This window comes from Klebsiella sp. V115_8 (assembly GCF_029967715.1).
Taxonomy (GTDB): domain Bacteria; phylum Pseudomonadota; class Gammaproteobacteria; order Enterobacterales; family Enterobacteriaceae; genus Klebsiella; species Klebsiella quasipneumoniae.
In genome coordinates, this window is the sequence record NZ_JASCAR010000039.1 from 58,832 (window position 1) to 77,797 (window position 18,966).

The 18,966-nt window shown below is 56.4% G+C and carries 19 protein-coding genes; 6 read left to right on the top strand and 13 right to left on the bottom strand.

Annotated elements, in window-relative coordinates; all coding sequences use genetic code 11:
- Positions 1 to 343: 343 nt before the first annotated feature.
- The 4 genes from QLG03_RS18045 to QLG03_RS18060 form a co-directional block, all read right to left on the bottom strand.
- Complete coding sequence (locus tag QLG03_RS18045; RefSeq protein WP_023291509.1) at positions 344 to 1,609, bottom strand: MFS transporter; 1,266 nt, start codon at positions 1,607 to 1,609, stop codon at positions 344 to 346.
- A 41-nt stretch (positions 1,610 to 1,650) separates the two neighbouring features.
- Positions 1,651 to 3,774, bottom strand: a complete 2,124-nt coding sequence (locus QLG03_RS18050) for an alpha-galactosidase (protein ID WP_182962355.1) — start codon at positions 3,772 to 3,774, stop codon at positions 1,651 to 1,653.
- A 114-nt stretch (positions 3,775 to 3,888) separates the two neighbouring features.
- Positions 3,889 to 4,884 carry a substrate-binding domain-containing protein gene (locus tag QLG03_RS18055; RefSeq protein ID WP_032454463.1) on the bottom strand — a complete coding sequence of 332 codons (996 nt, stop codon included), beginning with the start codon at positions 4,882 to 4,884 and terminating at the stop codon, positions 3,889 to 3,891.
- Positions 4,885 to 4,974: 90 nt separating this feature from the next.
- Positions 4,975 to 5,523 (bottom strand): helix-turn-helix domain-containing protein, encoded by a 549-nt coding sequence (locus tag QLG03_RS18060; RefSeq protein ID WP_002882865.1) that lies wholly within the window; start codon positions 5,521 to 5,523, stop codon positions 4,975 to 4,977.
- 100 nt (positions 5,524 to 5,623) lie between these two features.
- Between QLG03_RS18060 and QLG03_RS18065 the strand changes: the two genes are divergently transcribed.
- Positions 5,624 to 6,283, top strand: coding sequence for an AzlC family ABC transporter permease (locus QLG03_RS18065; RefSeq protein ID WP_044520898.1), 660 nt, complete (start codon positions 5,624 to 5,626; stop codon positions 6,281 to 6,283).
- Positions 6,283 to 6,606, top strand: a complete 324-nt coding sequence (locus QLG03_RS18070) for an AzlD domain-containing protein (protein ID WP_008807893.1) — start codon at positions 6,283 to 6,285, stop codon at positions 6,604 to 6,606. Before QLG03_RS18065 ends, QLG03_RS18070 begins: the two co-directional genes overlap by 1 nt.
- Here QLG03_RS18070 and QLG03_RS18075 read toward each other — a convergent pair.
- The 9 genes from QLG03_RS18075 to fdhD form a co-directional block, all read right to left on the bottom strand.
- Positions 6,603 to 7,196: an ATPase AAA gene (locus QLG03_RS18075; RefSeq protein ID WP_044520894.1), complete on the bottom strand. Its 594-nt coding sequence runs from the start codon at positions 7,194 to 7,196 to the stop codon at positions 6,603 to 6,605. The genes QLG03_RS18070 and QLG03_RS18075 overlap by 4 nt on opposite strands.
- The gene (locus QLG03_RS18080; protein WP_004203645.1) at positions 7,193 to 7,630 is read right to left on the bottom strand and encodes a PTS sugar transporter subunit IIA; all 438 of its coding nucleotides are present in this window, start codon (positions 7,628 to 7,630) and stop codon (positions 7,193 to 7,195) included. Before QLG03_RS18080 ends, QLG03_RS18075 begins: the two co-directional genes overlap by 4 nt.
- A 9-nt stretch (positions 7,631 to 7,639) precedes the next feature.
- Positions 7,640 to 7,909: a hypothetical protein gene (locus QLG03_RS18085; RefSeq protein ID WP_255989665.1), complete on the bottom strand. Its 270-nt coding sequence runs from the start codon at positions 7,907 to 7,909 to the stop codon at positions 7,640 to 7,642.
- Between the two features lie 59 nt (positions 7,910 to 7,968).
- Complete coding sequence (locus QLG03_RS18090) at positions 7,969 to 8,811, bottom strand: class II fructose-bisphosphate aldolase (RefSeq protein WP_032429032.1); 843 nt, start codon at positions 8,809 to 8,811, stop codon at positions 7,969 to 7,971.
- Positions 8,798 to 10,165 carry a PTS sugar transporter subunit IIC gene (locus tag QLG03_RS18095; protein ID WP_004203642.1) on the bottom strand — a complete coding sequence of 456 codons (1,368 nt, stop codon included), beginning with the start codon at positions 10,163 to 10,165 and terminating at the stop codon, positions 8,798 to 8,800. The genes QLG03_RS18090 and QLG03_RS18095 overlap by 14 nt, the downstream gene beginning before the upstream one ends.
- Entirely contained in the window at positions 10,158 to 10,472 is a 315-nt protein-coding gene (locus QLG03_RS18100) for a PTS sugar transporter subunit IIB (protein WP_004203640.1), read from the bottom strand. Before QLG03_RS18100 ends, QLG03_RS18095 begins: the two co-directional genes overlap by 8 nt.
- Positions 10,473 to 10,483: 11 nt before the next feature.
- The gene (locus tag QLG03_RS18105; RefSeq protein ID WP_032454459.1) at positions 10,484 to 11,464 is read right to left on the bottom strand and encodes a 6-phosphofructokinase; all 981 of its coding nucleotides are present in this window, start codon (positions 11,462 to 11,464) and stop codon (positions 10,484 to 10,486) included.
- A 389-nt stretch (positions 11,465 to 11,853) separates the two neighbouring features.
- Entirely contained in the window at positions 11,854 to 12,066 is a 213-nt protein-coding gene (locus tag QLG03_RS18110) for a YdgH/BhsA/McbA-like domain containing protein (RefSeq protein ID WP_023291501.1), read from the bottom strand.
- A gap of 128 nt (positions 12,067 to 12,194) precedes the next feature.
- Positions 12,195 to 13,031 (bottom strand): formate dehydrogenase accessory sulfurtransferase FdhD, encoded by an 837-nt coding sequence (gene fdhD, locus QLG03_RS18115; RefSeq protein ID WP_065813264.1) that lies wholly within the window; start codon positions 13,029 to 13,031, stop codon positions 12,195 to 12,197.
- A gap of 156 nt (positions 13,032 to 13,187) precedes the next feature.
- Here fdhD and fdnG point away from each other — a divergent pair, with 156 nt between their 5' ends.
- From fdnG to fdhE, 4 genes are read left to right on the top strand one after another with little or no spacing between them, the layout of a single operon-like run.
- Complete coding sequence (fdnG, locus tag QLG03_RS18120; protein ID WP_089503745.1) at positions 13,188 to 16,238, top strand: formate dehydrogenase-N subunit alpha; 3,051 nt, start codon at positions 13,188 to 13,190, stop codon at positions 16,236 to 16,238.
- Positions 16,239 to 16,250: 12 nt separating this feature from the next.
- Complete coding sequence (gene fdxH, locus QLG03_RS18125; protein WP_002882822.1) at positions 16,251 to 17,153, top strand: formate dehydrogenase subunit beta; 903 nt, start codon at positions 16,251 to 16,253, stop codon at positions 17,151 to 17,153.
- Entirely contained in the window at positions 17,150 to 17,785 is a 636-nt protein-coding gene (gene fdoI / locus QLG03_RS18130) for a formate dehydrogenase cytochrome b556 subunit (protein WP_004203632.1), read from the top strand. The genes fdxH and fdoI overlap by 4 nt, the downstream gene beginning before the upstream one ends.
- Complete coding sequence (gene fdhE / locus QLG03_RS18135; RefSeq protein WP_004203631.1) at positions 17,782 to 18,711, top strand: formate dehydrogenase accessory protein FdhE; 930 nt, start codon at positions 17,782 to 17,784, stop codon at positions 18,709 to 18,711. The genes fdoI and fdhE overlap by 4 nt, the downstream gene beginning before the upstream one ends.
- The last annotated feature ends 255 nt before the right edge of the window (positions 18,712 to 18,966 follow it).

Consider the following 18,966-nt stretch of genomic DNA (forward strand, 5'->3'; position numbering starts at 1 on the left):
TTTATTTTACTGGTCATCTTTATTAAGATACGTTAATTGAGAAAAATAAAATAATAAAAAGATATCAAGCTTTCCAGACAGGAAATAAAGAGGTGTGATGATATCATTACAGCTCATCACGAGTATGAGGGAGTTAACTTTTATTGACCGAAAGGATTATCTCTTTTTTACAAAAAGAAGAATAAGTTATAGCCCTTATATAGGGTAAAGCCGGGTACAATTCTGGCGGTTATTGTTCATTCCTTATATTTTAATGCCTACCGCTGCTTATGCGCTCTTTCATTTTCACCATAAAAATATTCTTATCTTTCAGTCACATCCATGTGATCTTACCTTCCAATGATTAAACCGTCATCGCATTATCGCGCAGCGGCTCAGTTTTCGTCTTACCCGCTAACGTAAACGCCGATATTAAAGTGACGGTGAGGGCAATACCGCCGAGGATCATATAGGTCTCCTGGAAACCGATCCGATCATACATATTGCCGGCGAAGGCGGAGAGGAAGATCGCCGCCACCTGCTTGGCGAACTGGAAGCCCACCAGGTAAATGGTCGCCGACAGCCGGACGTCAAACACGCCGGTAATATATTTAAAGGCGCCCACCAGCAGGAACGGCACCTCCAGCGCATGGAGCATTTTCAGCGCCACCACTTCCGCGGCGGTGGTGGCGAAGGAAGAGCCAATCATTCTTGCCGCCATCACCATCCCGGCAATCAGCAAGGTATTCTTCGCCCCGATGCGGTTAATAATCCACGGCGAGCTGAACATAATGATGGCGTTACAAATTTCTCCCGCGGTGGTGGCGAAACCAAAGGCACGGGTGCCTGCTTCCGGGGTCGCGAAGAACGATTTGAAGAAGGTGGCGAACTGCTGATCGAAAACGTCATACACGCAGGCCACGCCGATGACGTACAGAATAAACATCCACATCTTCCGCTGGCGGAACATGCGCACCGCCGTTTTTAAATCGATCGCCGGGCGATTGGCGCCGAGCGAGTCCATTACCTGCGCGGACTGACTAGCCTGCGGTTTGGCGATAGCCACCAGCACCACCAGCAGCAGCGCGGCGGCCGAGCCCATCCAGAACACCCACTCCGGGTTAACGCTGAACAGCATCCCCGCCGTGGTGGCGCACAGCGCCCAGCCCAGGCAACCAAAGGTGCGCGCCTTGCCGTATTCAAACCCGCTGTTGCGGCTTACCCGTTCGATATAGGCCTCCATCGCGCCGGCGCCGGCGGAGAACACAAAGCCAATGTAAGCGCCGCCGCTCAACGCCCCGAGCCAGATATTGGTTTTCAGCAGCGGAGCGAAAACATAAAGGAAGAAGGGAGCAATCAGCACCAGCAAAACGGTCACGATCCACATCAGGTGTTTTTTCAGCCCCAGCTTGTCAGAGATCACCCCGAGGATCGGCTGGAAACAGATGGCGAACAGCGACAGGCTGGAGAAAACGAGGCCGGTTTCGGTTTTATTCAGGCCGATGACGTCCGACAGCCAGATCGGCAGAAACGGAAAGCAGGTGGCCATGATGAAGAAGTAGAGAAAGAAGAACAGCCCGAAAATCCAGAAGTTGGGGTTGTTTTTGTGGGTACAGACGGTCGGGTTCATTATATTTTCCTCAAGAAGGGCCGCGGCGCGGCCCGGTACCATCACACGCGTTGCAGGCCAATCAGAATGGCGCTTTCCGGGTCGAGGATGGGCAGCGCCAGCCCCGCCTGCTGTAGCCACTCACCGCTTACGGTCTGCGGCGTCGTCATCCATGCCGGCAGCTTCCGCATGGTGTGGCCGCCCTCGCCGGTGATCTGTATGTTCGGATGATCGAGGAGCGTCACCTGATAGCGGGCGCTCGCCTCCAGCCCCGCCAGGCGCAGCGGCGCCATCAGGGTGTAGTCCGGCATCGCCAGCTGGCTGACGAGGAAAATCGCCTGCGCTTTATCCGGGCTGACGACGCCATGGGCAAGGGTGGTGGCGTCCGGCATATCCATCCGCCACTGCACGCCGTGATGGATCACGTCGCGCCACTGCTTATGCAGGGCCGCGTATTTCCGGTACCCGGCGCGTTCTTCTTCATCGGCGCTCACCGGATCCAGCTCAAGCCCCATATGACCGAACAGCGCCGTCAGGCCGCGGAAGGCGATACTGTGCTGGCGGAAGGTGGCATGACAGTGGCGATTACCGATGTGCGCGCCCATCACCTCCGGCGGGAAGAAGTAGCTCATGCCGCGCTGGATGGTATTGCGTTCAAGGGCGTCATTGTTGTCAGAAGCCCAGAAGCGATGGCTGCGCTTGAGGACTTCATAATCGATACGACCGCCGCCGGAGGAGCAGGATTCAAATTCAATATGCGGGAAGCGGGCCACCAGCGTATCCAGCAGGCGATAGAACTGGCGGGTTTGCGCATCGGCGGCAGCTTTACCGTTATGCCCGGGCTGTACCAGCTCGCGGTTCATATCCCACTTCACATAATCCACCGCGTGCTCGCCCAGCAGCCAGCTCATCCGCTCCAGCAGATAATCAAAAGCTTCCGGAATATTCAGGTTCAGGACAAACTGATGACGCCCGGGAAGCGGCGTATAGCCCGGCAGCGCCAGCACCCAGTCGGGATGGGCACGGTAGAGATCGGAGTTCGGGTTAATCATCTCAGGCTCCACCCAGATGCCGAACTCCATCCCCAGCGACTTCACGTGGTCGATAACCGGCGTCAGGCCGTGGGGATATTTGTCCTCATCGAGATACCAGTCGCCGAGCGCCGCCCAGTCGTCGTTGCGACCTTTAAACCAGCCGTCGTCAATGATAAAACGCTCCACGCCCAGCGCCGCTGCTTCATCCGCCATGCGCATGATGTAGTCCGGATCGTGGTCGAAATAGATCCCCTCCCAGGTGTTGAGATGCACCGGGCGCGGCTTGTTGCCCGGGAAGCGAATAATCCGTTCGCGCAGATAACGATGGAACTGCTGGCTCATACCGTTCAGCCCGTTCGCCGAGTAGCTGGCATACAGGTACGGCGTCCATAAGGTTTCCCCTTCCGCCAGCGCCATTTCGCCAGGCAGATAGAGCGCCTCGGCCTGCAGATAGCGGCGGCCATCGGTTTTCACCTCCGCCCGCAGGCGATGGTTGCCGCTCCAGCCCAGATGCACGCCCCAGACTTCACCCTGCATCTCGCTAAAGGCGTGGCTGCCGGTGATCAGGGCCGGGAAATGTTCGTGAGAGGTACGCCCGCGGCGGTTCTCCAGCACAAAGCTGTCGTGTTCAAGGAGCAGACGATGGGGCTGGAATTCGCGGATCCAGCGGCCGTGAAAAGCCATTACCTCGCGAGCGCGTTCGGCGACCGGCAGCGTGACCGCCAGTCGATCCACCTGCCATGGGCTGGCGCGCAGATTGGTCACGCCATGGCGCACGCTCAGCACGCCGCTGCTATCAAGCTGGATTTCACTGCACAACCGCAGGCCGGCCTGCGGGTCTTCGCTGACCAGGGTCAGCGTCTGGCCCTCGTGCCGCACTTCGCTGGTGGCGAAAATCGGCGAGGCATCCAGCCCCTGGCGATGGCCTTCAATGCCCGGAGCGCCAAACAGACCATGGCCCAGCTCCGCCATTAAGGTGACCGGGGAATCGACGTCGAGGCGGCCATTGGCGACCGGCCGCGTCAGGCTGTCGGCATCCTGCGGCGAAAAGTGGCTTAAATGCGGCCCCCAGTAGATAATTTCGGCGAAAGGGTGGGATTTGATCACCACGTCAGCCGTTGCGCTTTGCAGGCGTATAATCGAATCAGACATTAGACATCTCCACTTCAAGGAATGCCTTACTGTTGATCCGAAACGTTTCGGACACCAACCAAAACGTTTCGGATCCGTGATCGAGTTCAGGAAATTAATCTGTGGAGAGCGGTATCAGGCGGTTTCGCCGGGGATGAATTCTGGCTGCCAGAGCACCTGGAGCGAGGCCAGATCCTCGCCGGCGATTAAGCGGCGGACCATCGTGGCTATCTGGCGTCCCACCCCCTGTCGGGTGGACTGAACCACTGCGCCTACCGGGGTGTCGATGATGCTGTCCTGCGGCAAACCGTCGTAGACCACCAGTGAGACGCGATCGGCGCCGGTAAGACGCCCAAGCTGAGCCAGGGCCATCGCCGCGCCGTCGCCATGGGTGTTGCAGTCGGTGACAATCGCCGTTGGCGGTTCAGGCAAGCGCAGCAGCTCCATCGTTGCCTGAAACCCGCCGCGGCGGGTGGGCGGCACGCTGCGCAGCCAGGTTTCCGCCAGGCCCGCTTCGCGCAGGGCTTCCAGGTAACCGTTGCGCCGTTGGGTAATAAACGCCTGATTATTATTTTCACTCAGCAGCGCGATGCGCCGATGCCCCTGGCTAATCAGATGGCGGGTGGCGCGGTAGGTGCCCGCCTGGTTATCGAAATCAAACCAGGCGTAGGGCTGCGGCAGGCGGCTACGGCCCAGCGCGAGGAAAGGAAAGCCGGAAGAGAGCAGCTGAATCAGGCGCGGGTCGTCGTCCAGGGTATGCGCGACGATCAGCGCATCGACGCGACGGCTCTGCACCATGCGCATATACCCGTGCTTATCGGCCTGTTCATCATCGGCGATCAGCAGTAAATCAATCTCATAGCGCGCCAGTTCGTGGCTGATTTCTCCCACCATTTCGAGAAAGACGTTGTTATTCAGCGGCGCGGGGCGCACCGGGAACACGAGGCCAACGGCGTCGATTTTGCCCATTTTCAGGCGACGCGCGAACGTGTTTGGCCGATATCCGCGACGCTGCGCTTCAGCCTCGACGCGAGCACGGGTCTCCTGCGACACATCATCATAGCCGTTTAACGCGCGGCTGACGGTCGTAACCGAGATCCCAAGTTCTTTAGCAATGGCTTTCAGCGACATAGGTATGCCTGTCTTCGCGGAAGAATGCGGCTAGTGTCCCGCAATACGGCTATGGCGTCCAGCGAGAGCGCGACGCCCGCCGGTGCGATGTCAGTTTTGCTCAGCGATCAGCAGCGCCTGCGTATCCGGCTCCAGGGCCTGAAACACATGCTCCTGATCCGCCGGGTAGCAGATATAGTCGCCCTCGCCGAGCTCTTCCGGCGCCGACGTCAATCCTACCCGCGCGCGCCCCTGAGTGACGATAATATGTTCCACTGACCCTGGCGGATGCGGATGCGAAATGCGGTCGGCGCCGGGCTGGGTGAGCAGCAAATAGATGTCCCGACGCGCGCCGGGCGGGCAGGCGGCCAGCAAAATAGCCTGATAGTTCGCCTGCTCCGCCACCACTTTTGTCCCCTCGCCGCGGCGGATCACCTGCGTTTTGTTCACCTGCGGCTCAAGCAGCCGGGCAAATGGAATATCCAGCGCCACGCAGAGCGACCACAGCGTTTCCAGACTAGGATTACCGTTGCCGGACTCCAGTTGCGATAGCGTGGATTTGGCGATACCCGCCCGACGCGCGACTTCCGCCAGCGAAAGCCCGGTCCGCGCCCGCTCCCGCACCAGACTTTTGGCGATAACGCTGATTGGCTGTGTCATACCCGCCCCTTTGTTTTTTATATCGAACGATTCGTTCGCCTTGAAAAACGATCATTATGTGTTCATTATAATGGAAATTCGTTCGATATGGCTAAGTGATATGAAACAAACCCTCTCCAGTCTCAGCGGAGACACGATAAAAGCGATTGCTTTAGTTTGCCTCGCCGTCGGGGTGGTGGGCATGTCCTATGGGTCGCTGGCGGTGGCTTACGGCTTCCCCTTATGGGTGCCGCTCGTGCTTTCGGTGTCCGTGCTGGCGGGCGCCTCTGAATTTATGTTTATCGGCATTGTCGCCAGCGGCGGTAGCCCACTGGCCGCCGCCGCCGCCGGCCTGTTAGTCAACGCGCGTCATATCCCTTTCGGGGTGACCGTGCGTGAACTGGTGGGTCAGCGCGCCTTAAGCTTTATCGGGTGCCACATTATGAACGACGAGAGCGTGGTCTTTGGCTTGTCGCAGCCCACCCCCGCGCAGCGCAAAGCGGCCTACTGGCTGTGCGGCGCCGGCGTGGCGCTGATCTGGCCTTTGGGTACGCTCACCGGCGCCGCCGTCGGCAAACTGCTGCCGGCGCCGGAGACCATCGGGCTTGATGCGGTCTTCCCGGCAATCCTGCTGGCGCTGGTGATCCCGGCCTTTAAAAACCGTACCACGCTGATCCGCGCCGCCAGCGGCGCCGCGCTGGCGCTTGCCGCCGTGCCGTTTGCGCCTACCGGGCTGCCGGTGCTGCTCTCGCTGTTTGGTTTACTGTCGAGGAAAAAATAATGGGCAATATGACGCTGTTTATCGCCGGTATCGCCATCCTGTCGCTGGGAACCTATCTGATGCGTCTTGGCGGCGCGAAGCTTGGTAATCGGCTGGCCTTTTCCGAGCGCTCGCAGGCGCTGCTTTCCGATGCGGCGACGGTGCTGCTTTTTTCCGTCGCCCTGGCCACCACTTTCTATGAAGGCGCGCATTTCGCCGGCATGGCGCGCGTTCTGGGCGTTGCCGTCGCGGTGTTCCTCGCCTGGCGCAAGGTGCCGCTGATCGGCGTAATTATCGCCGCGGCGGTGGTGACGGCGCTACTGCGGCTGGCGGGTATGCCCTAGGACGGGTATGCGAAATTCGCCAGGCCGGTGCGTTGTCCGCTAATTGTGCCTTCAAGCCAGTGAATAACCGGCGTTATCTCCAGCGGGCGCCGCTGGTCTATCGTCAGAAGGGGCCCTAAAGACATAGGCTGCGCACGCCCGGCCAGCTGGGCCAGCTCCGGCAGATACTCTTCGCCGGGGTGGCCCGGCGACCGCGTCGCCAGCCGCGAGGCATAGCGCGCGACCGCCAGCTCGGGGGAGATATGGTTCCAGATCTCAATCACCTGCTCCACGCCCGCCTGCTGCAGCAATTTTTGCAAGGTCTCCCGGGGCTGGAAGCCGAACCAGGCGTCGATCAACCAGACCATGCTGGCAGGCGATGCGCCGACAATCGACCAGATCACCTCATACGCCGCGCAGCCCAGTTGGCGATTCATTGGCCGGTCGACCGGGGCCAGACGCGCCATAAACGGCTCTTTGATGCCGTCGATCGTCAATACCGGCAGGCTGAAGGTCTCCGCCAGCAAACGGGTGATGGTACTCTTCCCCGAAGCCGGAATGCCGTTGATTAAAATAGCCGTTTTGCAGACTGGGGTCAGATGTCTGTTCATAGTAATGCGACAACCTCCTCCCGGCTGCGGGCCATCCGCAGTTTGGCCATCGTGTCATTGTTATCCAGCAGCGCGACGATGGAGCGGATCCCCTCCTCGATATGCGCATTGCTATCCCGGGCGCCAAACATAATGACGATGTCGGCCTTTTCACTGTCTGCAAAGGGAATCGGCTTTTCCAACAGCACCAGGCTAAAGCAGTTGCGTCTGACGCCGCACTCGGGTCGGGCATGGGGGATAGCAATACCTTCATCGAAAACGTAATAGGCGCCATGGTTCAGGGTATTGTCGATCACCGCCTGGCTATATTCGGTCGAAATAAAGCCTTTTGCCTCCAGCGGGCGGGCAGCCAGCTTTATTACCCGCTGCCAGTCGGACTCCACAACGCCAACCTGAATGGCATCGGCCTCAATAAGCAGTTCTTTTATGGTCATTCTGTATTCCTAAATATTGCGGCGAATAATATTGCGTAAATTATCAATCTGCAGAAACAGCGTATCAATATCCTGCCGGTGGGTGGTGCTTTTGGCATATATGGATAGCGCCCGGTTGTAAGTCAGCATCAATGTTTTTTGCACCTCGCTATTGCCAGGCTGGCGCTGTAGTTCGCCTTCCAGCCTGGCAATCTCCTCCGCCAACTGACGGGACTGTTGATTATAATCCTGCAGCGGGGTTTGCTCTTTTTTCCACAACGTTTTCAATGATTCAAACATAGCAAGTTCCCTCCCTGGCGGAAGACAGGGCAACGAAATAGAGAGTGACGGAGAAAACGTTATTTAAATAACGCCATTTTTTCCATTAAGACATCAGTGACAGCCTGGTTGGCGGGAATTAAGAATTTCCGTACGCTGTCATTCACTTTCCCTTTCTCAAACGTCGTTTTACAGCGGTCAACCCACTGCACGTTCATTTCCGTCCCGACGTTCACTTTATTAATCCCTTCGGTGACGGCCAGCCGCATATCCTCATCGCTGACGCCGGTACCGCCGTGCAGTACCAGCGGCACGCCGGTCGCCGCGCTAATCTGTTTCAGCCGCTGGTGCTGTATCTGCGCTTTACCGGTGTAGAGGCCATGCACAGTGCCCACCGAGACGGCCAGCATATCGACCTGGGTCTCCTCCACAAAGCGTTTCGCGTCTTCGACGGTGGTAAAGCAGATATCTTCCGCCGCCACCGCTTTTCCATCCTCTGACCCGCCGATCGCCCCCAGTTCGCCTTCTACCGTAATATTGCGCGGGCGGGCCATCTCCACCACTATTCGCGTATTACCGATATTTTCCTCAAGGCTTAAATGTGAGCCGTCGTACATCACCGACGAAAAGCCCGCGTTCATTGCCGTCTCGATGGCCTTAATATCTGAGCAGTGGTCAAGATGCAGACAGGTTGGAATATTTTCACTGTCCGCTAATGAACGCACGGCGTCGACCAGCAAACGATAGCCGAGGTACTCCGCGGTCCCGGTTGAAATTTGGATCATTAACGGGCTGTGGCTGTTTTGCGCGGCTTTGAAAAATGCCGGTAGCATCTCAATACAGTGCAAGTTAAACGAGCCAATCGCTTTAAAATTTCTCTCTTGGGCGATTTTTAAAATCTCATTGAAATTATACAGACTCATGAACATTTTCCCCTTTCGGCTTAGCGGATTTCCCGTTGACAAACCATGCCAGTGCGGCGACAAACACAATAAATAAGGCGACAAAGAGCCAGTTATTCTGGAAGGCGTGGCCTAATACCAGACCCGAGCTGATGACGTCAGAGTCGCTGAAGGTGACGCCCGTAAAGCCGTAACTCTCCAGCATGGGCACCAGAATGGCCGGCAGAAACGTGATAAACAGACCGTGAATAACCCCGCCGATCATTGCCCCGCGGCGTCCGCCCAGCGCGTTGCCAAATACCCCTGCCGTGCCGCCGGCGAAAAAGTTGGTTAACAGCCCGGGGAGGATCATCGCCAGACCGAACATTGGGAAGACCAGCATGCCGATAATCGAGCCGACGGTCGTCGCCAGAAATCCGACAATCACCGCATTCGGCGCATAAGGAAACAGTACCGGGCAATCGAGAGCCGGCTTCGCATCCGGAACAATACGCATCGCGATACCGCGAAAGGCCGGCACCAGCTCATTGAGCAATAAACGCACGCCGCTATAGAGGACAAAAACCCCGGCGACAAACTGAATGGACTGCATAAAGGCATACATCAGGTAGTTAATCCCGCCGGAGAACTGCGCGATGTACTGCGGGCCTGCCGCGATAGCCGGGATGAGATACATCGGCACCATCACCACCGCCATGGCCAGATAGGTATCCTGCAGAAACTTAAAGTTATCAGGCAGCTCGAGATCTTCCGTGGAGCGGGAACCTTTGCCGACGACCTTCGCGACGGCGGCCTGCACCAGATAACCGATGGTACAGAAGTGCCCCAGGGCTACGTCGTCAGACCCGGTTATGCGCCTGACCACCGGCTGCGCCAGGGCCGGCATTAACACCGCCATCACGCCGCCGAAGATGCCCCCGGTTAAAATCAGCGGTACGCCGGTGAGCCCGGATTTATAGCCAATCACGGCGCCGATCGTCGCCATCCACAGCAGCGCCTGACCGGTCAGGAAAATATATTTTAGCGGCGTCAGACGGGCGATAATTATATTGACGGCAAAGATCACCAGCAGCGTCAGCGCCACTTCCGAACCTAATTCCCGATTCGCTAACCCGGCGATGGCGGCCACATCGGTAATGTAGCCCTTCATGCCAAACCCCTGGGTGAAAATATCGTTGAGGAAGGTTAGCGTGGCGACAATGATGTTGATCCCGGCCATCATAATTAAGAAGCCGAGCAGCGTTTTAAACGTCCCTTCCGCGGTTTTGCCCGGGGATTTCTTTTGCAGGATCAGGCCAAGCATGGCAATAAAAGCAATAAGAATAGATGCCTGACCAAGTAAATCCTTAACGATAAACGCAACGAAGCTATTCATAATCAGCCACCTTCAGATGACGTTCTTTTAAGAATGCGACGATTTTGGTTTCAATTTCCTCTTTATCCGTAAGTTTATTGAGCACCACGACGCGTTTAATTTCCTCTTCAGTGGCATCGGCGGTTAAGATGTCGGCAAAGGTTTTTTGCGTCAAAATCATATCCGATTTAAAGGCTCCGGCTTCGGATACGGTGGTGTGTTCAATATGAGCGGGAATTTCCAGCTTTTTTAAAACTGCCTTCGCCGTCATTTCAATGGCAAAGCTTGAACCGAGGCCGCAGCCACATACGCATAAAATTTTCAGCATGGAGGGTCTCCTCAAATAATATTGAGTTGCTTGGCAAGTTTATAATGATGTCCTTCAGTATCGACCAGACGTTTTTTCATACTGACTAAATCAATCGGAATAGGTTTATTACTGGAATTAATTATTATGGCTTTATTTTTCATACCTGACTGAATACAGCGAACCACCTCACTGGCCATAATGGTGCCCTGATAAATCTCTTCACAGGTCGGTTCACCGCTGCGTAAGCCATAGCCGACAATCGTTTTACGGATACGGACGCCAATTTGCGGTTCCAGCTGTTTGATCATGGTATCAATCGCTCCCTGAAAGCCGGGAGAGTACTCTTTGGTGTAGCCTTCTGAGCAGAGGATAACGACGCTGTTCTGCATGCTCAGCTTCCGGGTAATCCGTTCCGCAAGCATGGCCAGCGGCATCTGCGCCTCCGGGATCAGGGCAATATCCGCATTGCATTTAATGGCGGACTGTAACGTTAGTTCTCCACAATAACCTCCTAATATCTCAACCATAAAAACCCGCCCCGGCAGCGCTCTTCCGGTATTTCTTAAACGGGAGACTTCTTTAATAATCTGCTCGCAGGCCGTGGAAAAACCAATCGTATAATCACTACCATACACATCATTATCGATAGTCATTCCCACGCCAAAGCAATTAATATCAAATTCACTTAGGGTATTGAGAAACTGCAGGCTGCCATCCCCCCCGGCCATAATAAGCACATCAATACGCAACGATTTAAGTTTTTTAGCAATCATTTCATATTCGCTGCGCTGCAGTTTGCGACTGGTGCGTCCGGAGGTAATGATCGGCACAGCGGTAATAGAGAAATCAACCAGATCGCGCCACGCGATATCCTGATGATTTTTCTCCAGCAGACCAGGAATACCGCCATTAAACAGGGTGATCTCGGCATCAGCCTGCCTGGCAATCTGGAATATAAAATTATTCATTCCCGAAACATCCCCGCCGCTAATAACGATGCCAATTTTCATGACGCTTCCTCGCTCATTTGCCTGACGACATTTTTCCCTGACTGCAAGACTTCTATTTGCAATGGAGATCACATAATGCGTATTAAATTAGGTCCGTGAATAGTTGACAGGAGTGATATCACGCTTATTTTTGTGATAAACATCTCATTAAAAGAGAGTGATCTTCATCGCTTTCTGGTTTTAATATCTTTATATTTCATAGCGTTAAAACATCGAGATATTCAGCATTGAAGATGTTTTATTTGCGGTAATAATGGGGATTTAAGAAAAGAACGGAAACGTGAGTACTGCCACATTTTTTTCGCGGCGGTGGGAAATAGTGGCTGTTTTTTGCCAAAGCGGAAACAAAAAAAGCGCCCTGAGGCGCTCTTTCGACAGTAGCGTTACGCTTATTTGTTCAGTTCCGCAGTCATATGCACGCGGTTGCCGGTAAACGCTTCGGTAATTTTGTAAGACGAAGCGCCAGCAGCCTGGGCCTGAGCGGCGATTTTCGCTTCCGCGCCGTCCATCGTTGTCGCGGTAGCGGTGACGGTTTCAGCAGCGAAGGAAGCAAAAGAGGCGGCCATAGCGATTACTGCGACAAAAGTTTTGATGCTTTTCATGAGATAAACCCTTTCATTTAGTTGTTTAGATAAGGCGTTGTGCCTTGATGTGTTAAATAGTAGCCCGCACATCACCAAACAAAAAGCGGAAGGATTTGCTGTCATTGTTCAAATTTACTGATCAAATTTTAACCCGCATTCAAACGCTGCGGGTGGGTGTAGATCGTCGCCCTGCCCGGCTTGCAAAAGCCCACCAGCGTCAGGTTGCAGCGCTCGGCGACTTCCACCGCTAAGGTGGTAGCTGCTGATACCGCGAACAGGATCTCGACGCCGCACATCGCGGCTTTCTGCACCATTTCATAGCTGGCGCGGCTGGATACCAGCGCGGCGCCAGGCAGCCAGCCCTCGCCGATTTCCGCCCGCCGGCCGAGCAGTTTATCCAGCGCCACATGCCGGCCGACGTCTTCAAAACCGCCCGCCAGTTCGCCCGTCGACCGGACCCAGGCGGCCGCGTGGGTGCAGCCGGTGAGTCGGCCGATCGGTTGAAAGTCGTTAAGATGCGCCAGAGCCTGGTCGAGGTTGGCGAGATCGAACGTCTGGGTGAACGGCAGCGGCTGGACCGGCTTACCAATATCATTGAGCTGCTCGACGCCGCATACCCCGCAGCCGGTGCGCCCGGCCAGCGCGCGTCGCCGGGCTTTGAGCCCCATAAAACGCCGGCTGGAGAGTTCAATCTGCACCTCAAGGCCGTTGCACATCGACACCACGTCCATGCCGAAAATCTCCCGCCGATGCTCAATAATCCCTTCGGATAAGGAGAAGCCGACGGCGAATTGCTCGAGGTCTTTCGGCGTGGCCATCATCACTACGTGGGAGATACCGTTGTAGACCAGCGCGACGGGGACCTCTTCCGCTAACTCATCTGGCTGAGGGTGTTGCAGATCCTCGCGCTTCCAGAGGGAGACCCGGCGATATCCTGTGATGTTCGTCACATTTTCGATTTGTTCGAGAGGCTTCTTGTTCACTTTGCTTTAACCGTATTGGAACAGGCATACACACAATGTGGTATTCTGTTTTTATCCCTTCAGGAATGAGGGAAATATGCCCTAATTCTGAACCTTTGCGGCCTTCACCGCAAAGCAAATAACTACATGTGACAATGTCGAAACAAGGAGCGAACCATGCAGGTCAGCAGAAGGCAGTTCTTTAAGATCTGCGCTGGCGGTATGGCGGGAACCACGGCAGCAGCGCTGGGCTTTGCCCCGGCAACTGCGCTCGCGGAGACACGGCAGTACAAATTGCTGCGCACACGCGAAACCCGTAACACCTGCACATACTGTTCTGTCGGCTGTGGGCTGTTGATGTATAGCCTCGGCGACGGCGCAAAAAACGCCAAAGCATCCATTTTCCATATCGAAGGCGATCCGGATCATCCGGTTAACCGTGGTGCGCTCTGCCCGAAAGGGGCCGGTCTGGTGGACTTTATCCATTCTGAAAGCCGCCTGAAATTCCCGGAATATCGCGCGCCAGGCTCCGATAAATGGCAGCAAATCAGCTGGGACGAAGCGTTCGATCGCATCGCGAAGCTGATGAAAGAGGACCGCGACGCCAACTTTATCGCGCAAAACGACGCCGGCACCACCGTCAACCGCTGGTTGACCACCGGGATGCTGTGCGCCTCCGCTTCCAGTAACGAAACCGGCTATTTAACGCAAAAATTCACCCGCGCCCTCGGGATGCTGGCGGTGGATAACCAGGCGCGTGTCTGACACGGACCAACGGTAGCAAGTCTTGCTCCAACATTTGGTCGCGGTGCGATGACCAACCACTGGGTGGATATTAAGAACGCCAACCTGGTCGTGGTGATGGGCGGTAACGCCGCTGAAGCGCATCCGGTGGGATTCCGCTGGGCGATGGAAGCCAAAATCCATAACGGTGCCAAACTCATCGTTATCGATCCGCGCTTCACGCGTACAGCGTCGGTGGCTGATTTCTATACCCCGATTCGTTCCGGTACCGACATTACCTTCCTGTCGGGCGTGATCCTGTACCTGCTGAATAACGAAAAATTCAACCGCGAATACACCGAAGCCTACACCAACGCCAGCCTGATCGTGCGTGAGGACTACAGCTTCGACGACGGGCTGTTCAGCGGCTATAACGCAGAAAAACGCCAGTATGACAAAACCAGCTGGAACTATGAGCTGGACGAAAACGGCTTCGCCAAACGCGATACCACGCTGCAACATCCGCGCTGCGTCTGGAACCTGCTGAAGCAGCACGTTTCCCGTTATACCCCGGATGTGGTCGAAAACATCTGCGGTACGCCGAAGGCCGACTTCCTCAAAGTCTGTGAATACATTGCCGAAACCAGCGCGCCGGATAAAACCGCGTCGTTCCTGTACGCTCTCGGCTGGACCCAGCACTCCATCGGCGCGCAGAACATCCGCACCATGGCGATGATCCAGCTGCTGCTCGGCAATATGGGGATGGCAGGCGGCGGCGTCAACGCCCTGCGCGGCCACTCCAATATCCAGGGTCTGACCGACCTCGGCCTGCTCTCTACCAGCCTGCCGGGCTACATGTCGCTGCCTAACGAAAAACAGGCCGACCTGCAGACCTACCTGACGGCTAACACGCCGAAGCCGCTGCTGAAAGACCAGGTCAACTACTGGGGCAACTATCCGAAGTTTTTCGTCTCCATGATGAAAGCCTTCTTCGGCGATAAAGCGACAGCAGAAAACAGCTGGGGCTTTGACTGGCTGCCGAAGTGGGATAAGAGCTACGACGTTCTGCAGTACTTCGAGATGATGAATCAGGGCAAAGTGAATGGCTATATTTGCCAGGGCTTTAACCCGGTCGCCTCGTTCCCGAACAAAAACAAGGTCGTCGCTTCCCTGTCGAAGCTGAAGTTCCTCGTGACCATCGACCCGCTCAATACCGAAACGTCCACCTTCTGGCAAAACCACGGTGAGTCGAACGATGTTGACCCGTCGACAATCCAGACCGAAGTGTTCCGTCTGCCGTCCACCTGCTTCGCCGAAGAGAACGGGTCTATCGTCAACTCCGGCCGCTGGCTGCAGTGGCACTGGAAAGGCGCGGACGCCCCGGGGATCGCTGTCACCGATGGCGAAATCCTCGCCGGTATCTTCACTCGCCTGCGTAAGATGTATGCCGAAGAGGGTGGCCCGGCGCCAGAGCCAGTGCTCAACATGACGTGGAATTACTCCACACCGCATGAGCCGGCGTCGGAAGAAGTGGCGATGGAAAGCAACGGTAAAGCGCTGGCGGATATTACCGACCCGGCGACCGGCGCGGTGATCGTCAAGAAAGGGCAGCAGCTGAGCTCCTTCGCACAGCTACGCGACGACGGCACGACCTCCAGCGGCTGCTGGATCTTCGCCGGCAGCTGGACGCCGGAAGGCAACCAGATGGCGCGCCGCGATAACGCCGATCCGTCCGGTCTGGGCAATACGCTGGGCTGGGCCTGGGCATGGCCGCTCAACCGCCGCATCCTGTATAACCGCGCCTCCGCGGACCCACAGGGTAAACCGTGGGATCCTAAACGTCAGTTGCTGAAGTGGGACGGCGCGAAATGGGGCGGCGTGGATATTCCGGACTACAGCGCCGCCGCGCCTGGCAGCGACGTCGGTCCGTTTATCATGCAGCCGGAAGGGATGGGCCGTCTGTTCGCTATCGATAAGATGGCGGAAGGACCGTTCCCGGAACACTACGAGCCGTTTGAAACGCCGCTCGGGACTAACCCGCTGCACCCGAACGTGGTCTCTAACCCGGCCGCTCGCGTCTTCAAAGGCGATCTCGAGCAGATGGGCAAAGCGGAGAAATTCCCGTACGTCGGCACCACTTACCGCCTGACCGAACACTTCCACTACTGGACCAAGCACGCGCTGCTTAACGCCATCGCGCAGCCGGAGCAGTTTGTGGAGATCGGTGAAAAACTGGCGAATAAGCTTGGCATCAGCCATGGCGATACCGTCAAGGTCTCCTCCAACCGCGGCTACATCAAGGCCAAGGCGGTGGTGACCAAACGTATTCGCACGCTGAAAGTGGACGGTAAGGATATCGATACCATCGGCATTCCTATTCACTGGGGCTATGAGGGCGTGGCGAAAAAAGGCTTTATTGCCAATACCCTGACGCCGTTCGTCGGTGATGCGAACACGCAGACGCCGGAGTTCAAAGCTTTCCTCGTGAACGTGGAAAAGGTGTAACGGAGACGACTTATGGCTTATCAATCGCAAGATATTATTCGTCGTTCCGCGACTAACGGTTTCACCCCCGCGCCTCAGGCGCGGGACCACCAGCAGGAGGTGGCGAAGCTTATCGACGTCACCACCTGTATCGGCTGCAAAGCCTGTCAGGTGGCCTGCTCCGAATGGAACGATATTCGTGATGAAGTCGGTCACAACGTCGGGGTGTATGACAACCCGGCGGACCTGACCGCCAAGTCATGGACGGTAATGCGCTTCTCGGAAGTGGAGCAAAACGACAAGCTGGAATGGCTCATCCGCAAAGATGGCTGCATGCACTGCGCCGATCCGGGCTGCCTGAAGGCCTGCCCGTCAGAAGGCGCGATCATTCAGTACGCCAACGGCATCGTCGATTTCCAGTCCGAGCAGTGCATCGGCTGCGGTTACTGTATCGCCGGCTGCCCTTTCGATGTGCCGCGTCTGAACCCGGAAGACAACCGCGTCTACAAATGTACCCTGTGCGTAGACCGCGTCACCGTCGGCCAGGAACCGGCCTGCGTGAAAACCTGCCCAACCGGCGCCATCCACTTTGGCTCCAAAGAGGATATGAAAACGCTGGCCGGCGAGCGCGTGGCTGAGCTGAAAACCCGCGGTTACGACAATGCGGGCCTGTACGATCCGGCCGGCGTCGGCGGCACCCACGTCATGTACGTGCTGCACCATGCCGACAAGCCGAATCTGTACCACGGCCTGCCGGAAAACCCGGAGATCAGCCAGACCGTCAAGTTCTGGAAAGGCATCTGGAAACCGCTGGCGGCCGTCGGCTTCGCCGCGACCTTCGCAGCCAGTATCTTCCACTACGTCGGCGTCGGTCCGAACCGCGCGGAAGAGGAAGAGGACAACCTGCATGAAGAGAAAGACGAGGTGCGCAAATGAAACGACGTGACACCATCGTGCGCTACACGGCGCCGGAACGCATCAACCACTGGGTCACCGCCTTCTGCTTCATCCTGGCGGCGGTAAGCGGGTTAGGCTTTTTCTTCCCGTCCTTTAACTGGCTGATGCATATCCTCGGCACGCCGCAGCTGGCGCGAATTCTCCACCCATTCGTCGGGGTGGTGATGTTCGCGTCGTTCATCATCATGTTTTTCCGTTACTGGCACCACAACCTAATCAATCGGGATGATATCTTTTGGGCGAAGAATATTCGTAAGATCGTCGTCAACGAGGAGGTAGGCGATACCGGGCGCTATAACTTCGGCCAGAAATGCGTATTCTGGGCGGCGATTATCTTCCTGGTACTGCTGCTGGTGAGCGGTGTGATCATCTGGCGTCCGTATTTTGCGCCGGCTTTCTCAATCCCGGTGATCCGATTTGCGCTGATGCTGCATTCATTTGCCGCAGTGGCGTTAATTGTGGTTATCATGGTGCATATCTACGCCGCCCTCTGGGTGAAAGGCACCATTACCGCGATGGTGGAAGGCTGGGTCACCAGTACGTGGGCGAAGAAACATCACCCGCGCTGGTACCGAGAGGTCCGCCAGAAACAGGAAAAGTCATCTGAATGAGTATTCGCATAATCCCGCAAGACGAGCTGGGTTCGAGCGAGAAACGCACGGCGGAAGCCATTCCGCCGCTACTGTTCCCCAGACTGAAAAATTTGTATAACCGCCGCGCTGAACGCCTGCGCGAGCTGGCCGCCAACAACCCGCTGGGCGATTATCTGCGCTTTGCCGCGCTGATCGCCCATGCCCAGGAAGTGGTGCTGTACGACCATCCGCTGCAGATGGATCTCACCGCCCGCATTAAAGCGGCCAGCGAACAGGGCAAGCCGCCGCTGGATATCCACGTCCTGCCGCGCGACAAACACTGGCACAAGCTGCTGCACTCGCTGATTGCCGAGCTGAAGCCGGAGATGAGCGGCCCGGCGCTGGCGGTGATTGAGAATCTGGAAAAAGCCTCTGAGCAGGAGCTGGAGCAGATGGCCAGCGCGCTGTTTGCTTCCGACTTCGCCTCGGTCAGCAGCGATAAAGCGCCGTTCATCTGGGCCGCGCTGTCGCTCTACTGGGCGCAGATGGCCAGTCTGATCCCCGGGAAAGCGCGCGCCGAATACGGCGAACAGCGCCAGTTCTGCCCGGTGTGCGGCTCGATGCCGGTCTCCAGCATCGTGCAGATCGGTACCACCCAGGGGCTGCGCTATCTGCACTGCAATCTGTGCGAAACCGAGTGGCACGTGGTACGCGTCAAATGTAGCAATTGCGAACAGAGCCGCGATCTGCACTACTGGTCACTGGACAACGAGCAGGCTGCGGTGAAAGCTGAAAGCTGTGGCGACTGCGGAACCTACCTGAAGATTATGTATCAGGAGAAGGATCCAAAAGTCGAAGCCGTCGCCGACGATTTGGCATCCCTGGTACTCGACGCCCGCATGGAGCAGGAAGGCTTCGCCAGAAGCTCAATAAACCCGTTCATGTTCCCCGGCGAAGGGGAGTAAGTTCTCATCAAACCGGGAAGCACTTGCGACCCGGTCTTTCAATGCGTTTCTATAAAGATCATCTTGCTACGCCATTGGCTTACAGTAATCGAATCAGGCTCGTACAGCTACCAGTCACACATTACAAGTGCCAAACCGCAGTATCCAGCACCTCGGCCGGCGTACACGCATTTTTGCGAGCCGCTTTCCAGAACGTAAAGGCGATCTCATCAAGTCTGTCTTTTCGCCATAACCCAGGCTATAACACTGGATATT